Genomic DNA, 11857 nt, shown 5'->3' with positions numbered 1-11857 from the left:
CTGAGGTGTCTGTTAAACGCGTGGCGATTCAAAAACCCCCACACCGTTTACCCGGAGGAGGCATGAAGATAAAGTCATTAGAGTGGGCATTTGTTAGAGAAGTGAAGATATCCCTCACTTAATACCACCTTACCATGAAACGAACGTTTTGTCAAGTTATTTATTAACTTTCAACAAGATACTATCAAGGATCGTATGGTCACGTTGCTCTCCCACATACATCATGGATGTCCGGTAGCTTCACTGACTCGGATACCATCTTATCTATATTATTAACAATGAAATTTCCGGCTTAATATGCAAGTAAGCCGCTCTTATGGCTACGCCATTTGCACAAGTAACCTGATACAGAGGATGCAGAAAAGTCTAAAGGTACTTTAGAGTTATTTGCATCTTCGGTAAAAATGGAGGCTTACAATGAAACACTGAAAGTGTGTAATGGTGCATAAACTCATTTTCACAAGAGTAACTTGCACAATGGATTCATGGACGAGGTGTACGAGTACATAACACAGGAAATAATCAATATTTACTATTTAAATAGTAGTTAATGGTTTTTTAGGTATTAATGTTCGTTATGTGAGTACTGCGAGCATAGCAGATTTTCTTTACAGGAAAATAGCTTCTGAGTAATAACATCAGGTACAAAGGTTACTTTCCTGTAATCGATATCTTCCATGCTCCGCATTACATGCTACTCATGCAGCATACCTTTCATGGTCGCAGTGCTCCGCATGAAACAACACTCCAGAAAGCCGGAAAACTCCTCATGACTAACAGGATGTAAATAACCGATAAACAACCACATTTGATAGATGTAACCTATCATAATTCCTCCCTTATTATTCATTTTCTAACGCCTTTACGAAACTTTTATCCTTCCATCAACTTTCAACAAAGCCTTATTCTATGCGGCTTACAGCTAAATCAATGACGAATCATTAAGTGCTAATACTAAGCAACCGTTCTTTCTTGCGATGTTAAAATAACCAGCGATTTTTATACCCACTTTTACTCTGAACTACTGGTATTGAAAGTCTTTGCATACGGGCACTGCCCTTTAGTGACGTAGGTGAAAACATACTGGCTGTTCTCATAGGTGCAAAGCGTCTTACCATTCTCCGTTTTTTCCTGCTGCGGATCTGTCATTGTGATTTGTCCTGCCATCACCAACTGTGAAATCAGTAGTCCCGATATCACCAATATTGATTTCTTCATAAGCCTCACTCCAGTTGACTGTTATCGCCGAATGTCACAGTGCTCAGTATTTGTACAATAGCATTGTATCACCCACATCGATCGATTTTACTGATCTATAAGATCGATTTAATTAATTAAAGTGGTAAGATAAGGTAATGCGCTAACAGCGCCTTGTCACCAAATCAAACAAGAAAAGGAAGACCATGAAAAGATTGATTCTCACGTCACTGATCGTTCTCCCCTTCGCCTCAAGTGCAACCACATTCACCTGTAAGGCGATCCAGGAAGGGCAGATCGATTCTGGTAGCCAAAAATCTTCAGTCGAAACTCGCCTTGATGTGCAGGACAAAAGTATGAAGGTGAACATGGGTGGTAAAACCTGGCGACTCGGTTTCTTGGGTGAGAAAAGTATTGCGAAGATGTACGCCACGCCAGACGGAGGGATTGCCGTCACATACATCGACAATGGGAGTGAGCCTATTTTCGTTATGCGCCCCACAAACAATGATGGACAGACTGCTGTCTACACGCTCAGCCTGTGCTCTGAGATGTAAACAAAGGCGTGAGTAATCACGCCCTATATATTTGCTCGACCCCAACAATCAAACCGCAACGAGCATTTGAGCCTATCACCAGCTTCGCGATTATCATTTCCACTTACATTTGCTCTCAGTCCCGAGTCCTAAACCTCTATTATCCAGTCTCAAAACAATCTCCTTATAAGACTACACCGACACAACGGCAAAATGCGGCTTCGCCTTGTCTCAAAAGGTTGATCTTTTATTTTGGGACAGCTATTATTTTGATACTATCTTTTGAGACTTAGAGAACATCATGACAACTGTGATCGGATATGTGCGAGTTTCCACCAGCGACCAGAACGTTGAAAACCAGAAGCAGCAGATAACCGAAGCTGGATATAGTGTTAATCGCTGGTTCAGTGATAAAGCCGTGAGTGGTGCAGTAAAGGCATCAGATCGTCCAGGGTTTGGTGAACTACTCAGCTATGTGCGAGAAGGCGATACGCTGATTGTGATTGCCATAGACCGCTTGGGACGTAATACCATTGATGTACTGTCGACAGTTGAAATGTTGCAAGCGAAGGGCGTGAAGGTTGTCAGCTTGCGAGAAGGGTTCGACCTGTCAACACCAGTGGGTAAAGCAATGCTTACCATGATGGCAGGACTTGCCAGCCTGGAGAAAGACCTGATAGCAGAGCGCAGAACGGCAGGTATCAAGCGTGCTCAATCGGAAGGCAAACATTGTGGCAGACCGATTAAAGCAACCGCTGAACAGGTGAGAGAGCTATTAGATCAAGGTTGCTCTCCAGCAATGGTTCAAGATAGGCTGGCTATCAGCAAAGCCACCTTCTACCGACTAAAGACCTACTGACCCATCTTACTGATATTTGAGGAATCTCCCAGTTACAAGCGGGAGCCTTCGATCAGGTTGTTAAGCGGCTTCAGCAAGCGTGATAGACTATATGCATTAAGAGATATATACGCGCATTAAACGCTTACTTGATCACGTACGTGCGTTGAAATGAATATAAAGGGGCAGTTTGCCCCCTATTCTTTAGGGTATGAAAGTTCAGCGGTGACTAAATGTGATTCTGACTTATCAGATTGGACGTCATACGCGAAGCTATACCGCTCCCCAGACGTAAACTTAAATCCAAATACAGGAAGACACTCCCCCTTCGGCACATAAACAGGCTTGTCATCGAAAATCTTGTGAAGAGAGTCGCTATTATCGCTTTTGATTTGAATAGCAGTGATCCGTTCCTGCGGCTCCAGTGGTGACAACACACAAACTTGATTATCTTTGATCAATGCCGTTGTAGATTCACGATCTACCATTCGATCACCTGGCCCAGGGCATCCCGTTAAGAGGAATACAACACCCAGCAACATTTTGTTTTTCATGTTTAACGCCCCTTCCCTGTTACGATTTTCTGGTAAAGCGAAGGGACATCCTGCAACAAATCTACGCCCCTGTACATCCCCATGCGCCCTGGTCTCTGATAGTAAGACCACTTACTGATCCCATAAACCAGCAGTAACCAGTAATCAGCTAAAATAGAGGCTTGCTGTTCAAGAGAATAATCAGTGAGCTTTTCTTTATCCAGCCTGTAGGTATATTCAGCAGCCCAGCTAAAAGCTCCCCGCATTCTCACCCATTGCCCGTGTTGGTGTTGCCAGACATGCCCCAGCTCATGGATGAAAACATATTTATCTTCGATGAAAACCGAGTTTGCGGAAAAATCTTCCCTGTACATCGACTTTCTGTACCATAACTCCCCGTTTGGAGTCATCGCGTAGTTCTGTTTTTGTAGTCCGAATGGTAAATAGCTGTCGCAATGAATCCAGACACGGCTATACACTATCGAATCACCGAACACCCTACGAGCCATTGCTATCTCGCCTAAAGTCATCCGGCGTAATGTTCCTTCTTCTGCCTGTGCGCTCATAAACCGTCCTCCTTGTATGATTTATCTAAATCGTAAAATCATAAGTCGAAATAGTCTATACACGAACATTAGCCATTCATCAAATACAGTGATGGTGCAAGCGTTACTCCCCATTGGTACTATCCCCGTCCTCTTGTAGCATGGACTCAATAAACTCTCGTTGCTCATGCGTCAGTGCAAGTTCTTCCAGCAAGCGCTCTAACTCTTCCTCAGGTGATTCATCTTGAATCTGTCTGTTCCCGATAGCCATGCTCACCCTTGAGTTATTAGGATTAATCGCAGAGTATTCAGGGTGCAGAAAATGCGCAACTAACAGATTTTGGACAATAAAGCCTTATTGCCCATTGATGGTATGACAATGGGTGGTGCAACAGCATCAGCGTTTTGCCTACTGGCAATGTGTGTCAAACCACTCACGTACCTCATCAGTAGTAGCGCTCTCTTTGTGTTTGGCTACTGCCCACACAGAAAAGTTATTCAGGTACTTTTCGTAAAAGCCACCAACTGGATATTCAATCCCCTTTTTAATGAAAGTTTTAACAAATATTTTTTCTGCAATTTCCTTTTGGGAGTTCGTGAAATCTACCGAGTAGCGGGGCGCGTTAGCAATGAAATGGCAATAAATCCCGCTTAGTACATCTGTATCATTTAACAATGGGGGAGTCTGACAAGCCCAAATATCTTGAATGGAGGATGAAGTACCAGCATTCGTCTTATATAGAGTTGCTTCCTTCCCCTTGCTTTTGCAAAAGTCCCCAATCAGTGACATTACAATATCCGCGTTACTTACGTCTCTGTAACGAGCGGTTACAAGCCATCCTAAGCTCTGATCATAACTCTCCGAATAAGTAGGCACATCTAAGTGCTCTTGCCGCTGAGAACCCCCGCTACAACCGACGCAAATGGCACAGAAAAAAAGTGATAATCCTTTAATACACATGATCCACCGTCAACAGTTTGTTATTAAACATATTTAACCTCAGAGCAACTTGAGTGTTTTGTTTTTTCTCTTAACATTCCAAATCAGGCTAATGAGGGGTAAGCCATTATGGATTAAGGTTCAGATACAACTGAAATAATAGAGAATCCAGCAATCTCCGTCCCCCCTCTGCCAGAGTGAAATCTGGCGGAATCCCTTCTGACTGCGTCCTGGACTTCATCTTGTGTTGGCTCGTGGTCAGAGCGAAGTAACACCGTCTCCGCTCTGGTTTCTTTCCCGTCTCTGTGTTCGTATGTGATTTTATACGTGATGCTCATCATCTTCCTCCGCCTTATTGGATGTACTTTAGTTTAGACAATACCATCCACAAAGCCCCGTTAATGATACAAGTAACAAGCTGAGCATAAGCGAGGTACTTGTAGTACCTGCATATTACAAGTACATGGGTACGGATGATCGCAGTGATTGCCACTCTGCACCTGTTTATGTTATGTAGCTCATAACGCTACACACCGGACTTATAGACATATGATCAATAAAATGGATTTATAAGAAGTCACACATAAAAACAGGGTATTACTGATAACACTGGCGCTCATGACCCAACAAACTCACGTAGAACTTATCACGCTAATCTTGATAGACTAACAGGAGACTGACAATACTAAGGCGTGTATTTACAGCAATACAATCTATGACGATCAGTCCGTTTGAACAATGCAAATGTATTAAGACGTCTGTAGAGTATTCAGAACACTTTGATTATTAAATCATCATTTCTGTTCATTCGCGGCAGTAAGTAAATCAATAAAAATCTCGGAGAAGAGAGCGTCTTTAAAAATATCAATCTTAAAGATCTTCTGATGACTACCAGAAGTTAACTGTGATTTTAATCTCATTCTAATGACATCATGATAATCTTTAGAAGCAGAGAAAACATAGAATATAGCAAATCCCTCCACAACGAAATACCATAGTACACTGTCAGCCTCATCACTTTTTATAAAAGCAAAGTTACTAAGAATAGATTTAATAACGTGATCAGGAATATTATTCGTTGTATCGATCAATCTAAATACACAAATACGGATGAAGTTATCCACCTTCAAATGACTAAGTTTATTTATTCTCACCTGTTTATTTTTAATGCAATGCCTCATCAAGTCATCCAACTCAGGAACTCCATTAACAGTTGAATAATGCACACTTTTAGAGATAGAGGCTCTCCATAGTATACTTAGTAAGAAAAGATAAAATCGCTTATAATCGAAAGAGTTGATGATAATATGGTCAGAGTTTTTACGTATATTATGATGATTTCTCAACAATCTTGTTCCATACGATTCGTACTCATGGCTGATAAACTGCTCACATTCGAAGCATAGAAGTGGCTCTTTAGGATCAACATTTTCTCGTTTTGGTTTACTACCTTTTTGAAATATAATCAACTGCGAATCATTCTTCTTCAATCGTTTGAAATAGCTTCTTGGTATGCTATGAGATTCCAGTAGTTCTTTCTCTTCGAGACATAACTTACAGATACTTTTCATAAGTTTCCCATAATATAAAAATGTCGATATTTACATTCCCTGCTTAGCAAGATATTAAATAAGGTCTCATAGAATCCCCAAGATACTTACCCTATTCATACTATCACAAGCATGTTCAGTTTATTTGTTAACTGGTACTAACTCCAAAACGCCATAATGCGCCTGTCTGTGACAGTTCGGGCACAATGCAATCGCATTTTCAACGGAATCCTCCCCACCATTCGAAAGCCACTCAATGTGATGAACCTCAAGAAATGGTGTGCCGTCTACTTTGAGAAAAGGAGCGTCACTCTTACAGCTTTGACACTTGCCATTAGCCCTTGAAAGAACTTCGGCTACCACATAGGGGCTTCGCTTATAAACTCGTGTTGTAACCTCGATTAGCTCAGGAGTTTTATTCTCAGCGTCTAAAATCTCTTTGCGTTCTGACGGGGGCAGTTCTGACGCATCATCAACAGCCTTTTCAAACTCAGATTTCACCTTACGGTAACACCATTTACCTTGCTGATCCTGATACAACTCCCAAATACCATGAATAGAGGGTTGATAGATTTCAAAGATCTTCCCTCGCTTGAACAATCGGTCATACTCATGATGCCGATGGGTTACATCATCAGTTCGCCTGGCTGTTTTGTTGAAACTCCAGTAGCTACGATTGCAGTTGACTGAGTTGACAATGAGATTCAAGTGGGTGTCGTCTTTATAATGTGGAAATCGCTCTTTCAGATAAGCATCCACTTGCTTCGCCGTTGCCGCCCCTCCGAACTGTTCCTCAATCACTTGGACAGTAGTGATTCTTATCGGTTGGTCGCCATACTTGTATGTTCGATTTGCTTTTGAAGACATCAAAAAACCTCTTGCAATCTAAGATTTATCTTAGATTAACTATCGAGCATAACTTGTGCAACTCTCTGATTTTGGACAATAGAAGCCATAAAGCCCCGTTGGTGATACAGCAACAAGCGTAGCGACTTCATCAGACTGTCAGAGGGATCACACCTTATCAGGATAACCGTGTACCTTTGCGGGAGCGTGGCTGAAGCGCTGATAGAGCCTACATGTCGTTTGTAGGTACGTTATCACCATAAACCTGCTTACGTGGCTCATAGGGCGCGTGTGTTCAATCTGTCGATGACATAACGATGCCTGGATGGGCTTTTTCTTCACGTTTTCTATCGCGGTGTGAGGATGCAACTGCCGCCAACGCTGAGTTATACTGTCATCTCACCATGTAACTTAGCGTGACAGTTACCAAGGGCGGATCACAATGGTAGAACCAATAGGCGACTAAAATAGGTAACTATTTAAGTTGCTGATAGAGAAGGCTTTTAAGGCTTCTCCACAAGGGGAGAGATCTGGAGCGGGCGAAGGGAATCGAACCCTCGTATAGAGCTTGGGAAGCTCTCGTTCTACCATTGAACTACGCCCGCTTTGAGGTGCGTAAGGCATTATAGACCTTACGCACCTTCATACAAGCCTCTTCACAACTAACCGGCGATTAAATAATCACTTAGCACTTCGGTTTGCTGCCGGGCGCAGGAAGATAGCGCTGCGGATCGATGGCCGTCGCCTTATAGCGGATCTGGAAGTGCAGCTTCACTGAATCCGTACCGGTGCTGCCCATGGTGGCAATCTTCTGCCCGGCTTTGACGTTCTGCCCGTTGTTGACCAGCATCGTGTCGTTGTGCGCATAGGCCGTGATGTAGTCTTCGCCATGCTTAATCATGATCAGGTTACCGTAGCCACGCAGCTGGTTACCGACGTAAACCACCTTCCCGGCCCCGGAGGCATAAACCGGCGTACCGCGCGCAGCGGCGATATCAATACCCTTGTTGCCACCTTCAGAGAGTGAGTAAGGGGCGACCACTTTACCGCTGGCAGGCCAAATCCAGCAGCGCTGTCCAACCGGCGGCCATGACGATTGCGGCACCTGATAGGACGGCGTCACTTTGGCGGTTTTGCCTTTCGAAGAGGACTTTTTACCCGCGGACGATCCGCCGCTAACCTTCAGCTGCTGCCCCACCTCGATGGTGTAGGGCGGAGAAAGGTTATTCAGACGCGCCAGATCCTTCACGCTGGTTCCCGTTGCGCGCGAAATACGGTACAGGGTGTCCCCGCGTTTGACGGTGTAGACCGAACCGGAATAGCTTCCCGTATCCGAAGATTTGCTCCCTGAACAGCCCGCCAGTAATAGCGTCAGCGTCAGGCAAAAAATAGCGGTAAGGGGTTTTCTCGTCAGGCTTCCTGCAAACAAAACAGATCCTCGGTCAGCGTGAATGGCGCACTATGATAACAGCCAAAACGAACAGGGGTCATGCCCTTTTCCGCTCTACGAGCCAAACCGTTCGTATAAGAATGCAGTATAATGCTTCGGCTGATGGTGCTGAACCACTCGGCAATTTGGCACTGGAGCATCAATGAGTATTCAAGAACACGTTATTTTGGTAAACGACCAAGGAATGGTGATTGGCACTCAGGAAAAATATGCCGCGCACACGTTACATACCCCGCTGCATCTGGCGTTCTCTTCCTGGCTTTTTAACGCAAAAGGCGAATGTCTGATCACCCGACGCGCCTTAAGCAAAAAAGCCTGGCCCGGCGTCTGGACCAACTCCGTCTGCGGCCACCCGCAGTCGGGCGAAGAGACAGTCCAGGCGATAATCCGCCGCTGCCGCTTCGAAGTGGGCGCAGAACTGACCGATATCACCGCCGTCGCCCCTGAATTTCGCTATCGGGAAACCGACCCGTCCGGGATCGTGGAAAACGAAATTTGCCCTGTATTCGCGGCACGCATTACCAATGACGTGACGATAAACGAAGATGAAGTGATGGACTATCAGTGGGTTGAGCTTGATGCGCTATTCCGTGCGCTGGACGCGACGCCCTGGGCCTTCAGCCCGTGGATGGTCATGGAAGCGACGACCGCCCGCGAAAAACTCATAGCCTTCGCGGCGCAATAAAAAAGCCCCTTTCGGGGCTTTTTTTACATCTTAACGCCTTACTTCACCGGGCGCATCGCCGGGAACAGGATCACGTCACGGATGGTGTGGCTGTTGGTAAACAGCATCACCATACGGTCGATACCAATTCCCAGACCCGCCGTTGGTGGCAGACCGTGCTCCAGCGCGGTCACGTAGTCTTCGTCGAAGAACATCGCTTCGTCGTCGCCTGCCGCCTTCGCGTCAACCTGATCCTGGAAGCGCTGAGCCTGGTCTTCCGCATCGTTCAGCTCGCTAAAGCCGTTGCCGATTTCACGGCCGCCGATGAAGAATTCGAAGCGGTCAGTGATTTCAGGGTTCTGGTCATTACGACGCGCCAGCGGAGAGACTTCAGCCGGGTACTCGGTAATGAAGGTCGGCTGAATCAGGTGCGCTTCGGCCACTTCTTCGAAGATCTCGGTCACGATACGGCCCAGACCCCAGCTCTTCTCCACCTTGATACCGATGCTTTCGGCGATCGCTTTCGCAGAATCGAAGTTATCCAGATCGGCCATATTGGTTTCCGGACGGTACTTCTTGATCGCTTCGCGCATGGTCAGTTTTTCGAACGGCTTGCCGAAGTCGAAGACTTCTTCACCGTAAGGAACCTGCGTGGTGCCCAGAATATCCTGCGCCAGCGTACGGAACAGGGATTCGGTCAGCTCGATCAGATCTTTGTAATCCGCGTACGCCATATAGAGTTCCATCATGGTGAACTCTGGGTTATGACGAACGGAGATCCCTTCGTTACGGAAGTTACGGTTGATCTCGAACACGCGGTCAAAACCACCAACCACCAGACGCTTCAGGTACAGTTCCGGCGCGATACGCAGGTACATGTCCAGGTCCAGGGCGTTGTGATGGGTGATGAACGGACGCGCAGACGCGCCGCCAGGGATCACCTGCATCATCGGGGTTTCCACTTCCATAAAGTCGCGGTTCACCATGAACTGGCGGATACCGGCCATGATCTGGGAGCGAATTTTGAAGGTCTTGCGGGATTCATCGTTAGAGATGAGATCCAGATAACGCTGACGATAGCGCGCTTCCTGATCCTGCAGGCCGTGGAATTTGTCCGGCAGCGGGCGCAGGGCTTTGGTCAGCAGACGCAGCTCGGTGCAGTGGATAGACAGTTCACCGGTTTTGGTTTTGAACAGTTTACCTTTCGCGCCCAGAATATCGCCCAGGTCCCACTTCTTGAACTGCTCGTTGTAGATGCCTTCCGGCAGATCGTCACGGGACACGTACAGCTGAATGCGGCCGCCAACGTCCTGCAGGGTCACGAAGGAGGCTTTACCCATGATACGACGGGTCATCATGCGGCCCGCAACGGCCACTTCAACGTTCAGCGCTTCCAGCTCTTCGTTCTCTTTCGCGTCGAAGTCAGCGTGCAGTTGGTCTGAGGTGTGGTCACGACGAAAATCGTTCGGGAACGGCACGCCCTGCTCGCGCAGCGCTGCCAGCTTCTCGCGGCGGGTTTTCAGTTCGTTGTTAAGATCGACTACCGCGTCAGCGCCCTGTGCTTGTTGTTCAGACATGTTGGTTCCTCATAACCCTGCTTTCAAACTTGCTTCGATAAATTGGTCCAGGCTGCCGTCCAGCACCGCCTGCGTGTTGCGGGTTTCAACCCCAGTACGCAGATCTTTGATGCGGGAGTCATCAAGGACGTAAGAACGGATCTGGCTGCCCCAGCCGATGTCAGACTTGTTGTCTTCCATCGACTGTTTTTCAGCATTTTTCTTCTGCATCTCCAGCTCATAAAGCTTCGCTTTCATCTGCTTCATGGCCTGGTCTTTGTTCTTATGCTGGGAACGGTCGTTCTGGCACTGTGTTACCAGCCCGGTTGGAATGTGGGTAATACGCACCGCCGATTCCGTACGGTTAACGTGCTGGCCGCCCGCGCCGGATGCGCGATAAACGTCGATACGCAGGTCCGCCGGGTTAATTTCGATATCGATATCTTCATCAACTTCCGGGTAAACAAACGCGGAGCTGAAGGAGGTATGACGACGGCCACCGGAGTCGAACGGGCTCTTACGCACGAGGCGGTGAACGCCGGTTTCAGTGCGCAGCCAGCCGTAGGCGTAATCACCGATGATCTTGATGGTGACGGATTTAATACCGGCCACTTCACCTTCAGACTCTTCGATAATTTCGGTTTTGAAACCGCGCGCTTCGGCCCAGCGCAGGTACATGCGCATCAGCATGCTGGCCCAGTCCTGCGCTTCGGTACCGCCGGAACCTGCCTGAATATCGAGATAGCAGTCAGCGCTGTCGTATTCGCCGGAGAACATGCGACGGAATTCAAGCTGTGCCAGCTTCTCTTCCAGCACGTCGAGTTCTGCTACGGCTTCGTTAAAGGTTTCTTCGTCGTCGGCTTCGACGGCCAGCTCCAGCAAACCGGAAACATCTTCCAGCCCCTGGGCCATTTGATCCAGCGTATCTACGATAGCTTCGAGAGAGGAACGCTCTTTACCCAGCGCCTGTGCGCGTTCAGGTTCGTTCCAGACGTCCGGCTGTTCCAGCTCGGCGTTTACTTCTTCAAGACGCTCTTTCTTGGCATCGTAGTCAAAGATACCCCCTAAGAACGTCAGAGCGCTCCGTGAGGTCCTGAATACGGTTTTTTACCGGATTAATTTCAAACATGGTCTGTTTTCTTTTATGGACTTGTCAAAATGCGGTGATAAGAGCGGGATTGTACCGAATCCACGCCCTTTTT

General features: G+C 46.9%; 13 protein-coding genes and 1 tRNA gene. 3 read left to right on the top strand and 11 right to left on the bottom strand.

All coding sequences use genetic code 11. The features are described from left to right. Positions 1–1011: 1011 nt before the first annotated feature. The gene (locus HMPREF3143_RS24470) at positions 1012–1218 is read right to left on the bottom strand and encodes a hypothetical protein (RefSeq protein WP_023294878.1); all 207 of its coding nucleotides are present in this window, start codon (positions 1216–1218) and stop codon (positions 1012–1014) included. A 185-nt stretch (positions 1219–1403) separates the two neighbouring features. Between HMPREF3143_RS24470 and HMPREF3143_RS24465 the strand changes: the two genes are divergently transcribed. Both HMPREF3143_RS24465 and HMPREF3143_RS24460 read left to right on the top strand, forming a co-directional pair. Further along, complete coding sequence (locus tag HMPREF3143_RS24465) at positions 1404–1754, top strand: hypothetical protein (protein ID WP_023294877.1); 351 nt, start codon at positions 1404–1406, stop codon at positions 1752–1754. Positions 1755–2034: 280 nt separating this feature from the next. Then, positions 2035–2592: a recombinase family protein gene (locus tag HMPREF3143_RS24460; protein WP_023294876.1), complete on the top strand. Its 558-nt coding sequence runs from the start codon at positions 2035–2037 to the stop codon at positions 2590–2592. Between the two features lie 176 nt (positions 2593–2768). Here the strand turns inward: HMPREF3143_RS24460 and HMPREF3143_RS24455 are convergent, their stop codons facing one another. From HMPREF3143_RS24455 to actS, 8 genes are all read right to left on the bottom strand, one after another. Beyond that, the gene (locus HMPREF3143_RS24455; protein WP_032635620.1) at positions 2769–3125 is read right to left on the bottom strand and encodes a putative T6SS immunity periplasmic lipoprotein; all 357 of its coding nucleotides are present in this window, start codon (positions 3123–3125) and stop codon (positions 2769–2771) included. 2 nt (positions 3126–3127) lie between these two features. Continuing rightward, entirely contained in the window at positions 3128–3670 is a 543-nt protein-coding gene (locus HMPREF3143_RS24450; protein WP_023294875.1) for a hypothetical protein, read from the bottom strand. 103 nt (positions 3671–3773) lie between these two features. Beyond that, positions 3774–3920: a hypothetical protein gene (locus HMPREF3143_RS26060; protein WP_023294874.1), complete on the bottom strand. Its 147-nt coding sequence runs from the start codon at positions 3918–3920 to the stop codon at positions 3774–3776. Between the two features lie 138 nt (positions 3921–4058). Further along, complete coding sequence (locus HMPREF3143_RS24440) at positions 4059–4439, bottom strand: hypothetical protein (RefSeq protein WP_032635618.1); 381 nt, start codon at positions 4437–4439, stop codon at positions 4059–4061. A 944-nt stretch (positions 4440–5383) separates the two neighbouring features. Continuing rightward, entirely contained in the window at positions 5384–6160 is a 777-nt protein-coding gene (locus tag HMPREF3143_RS24430) for a hypothetical protein (protein ID WP_023294871.1), read from the bottom strand. Between the two features lie 120 nt (positions 6161–6280). Then, complete coding sequence (locus HMPREF3143_RS24425; RefSeq protein ID WP_023337724.1) at positions 6281–7006, bottom strand: HNH endonuclease; 726 nt, start codon at positions 7004–7006, stop codon at positions 6281–6283. Between the two features lie 510 nt (positions 7007–7516). Next, positions 7517–7590 (bottom strand) — tRNA-Gly (locus tag HMPREF3143_RS24420). 80 nt (positions 7591–7670) lie between these two features. Beyond that, on the bottom strand, positions 7671–8414 hold the full coding sequence (gene actS / locus HMPREF3143_RS24415; protein WP_045335243.1) for an amidase activator ActS: 744 nt from the start codon (positions 8412–8414) through the stop codon (positions 7671–7673). A gap of 163 nt (positions 8415–8577) precedes the next feature. Here actS and idi point away from each other — a divergent pair, with 163 nt between their 5' ends. Continuing rightward, a complete protein-coding gene (gene idi, locus HMPREF3143_RS24410; RefSeq protein WP_008499704.1) occupies positions 8578–9120 on the top strand; it encodes an isopentenyl-diphosphate Delta-isomerase in 543 nt (180 codons plus the stop codon). 38 nt (positions 9121–9158) lie between these two features. On the opposite strand, the gene lysS is transcribed toward idi, so the two are convergent. After that, a complete protein-coding gene (gene lysS, locus HMPREF3143_RS24405; RefSeq protein WP_021242046.1) occupies positions 9159–10676 on the bottom strand; it encodes a lysine--tRNA ligase in 1518 nt (505 codons plus the stop codon). A gap of 9 nt (positions 10677–10685) precedes the next feature. Beyond that, positions 10686–11784, bottom strand: a protein-coding gene (gene prfB / locus HMPREF3143_RS24400) for a peptide chain release factor 2 (RefSeq protein ID WP_139145890.1) whose coding sequence is annotated in 2 segments (ribosomal slippage) — positions 10686–11708 and positions 11710–11784 — 1098 coding nt in all. Because the reading frame shifts where the segments join, the coding sequence is not laid out codon by codon here. Positions 11785–11857 lie beyond the last annotated feature (73 nt).

It is taken from the genome of Enterobacter sp. HMSC16D10, from assembly GCF_001807145.1.
GTDB lineage: Bacteria > Pseudomonadota > Gammaproteobacteria > Enterobacterales > Enterobacteriaceae > Enterobacter > Enterobacter roggenkampii.
This window is presented reverse-complemented; position numbering and strand designations above follow the sequence as displayed.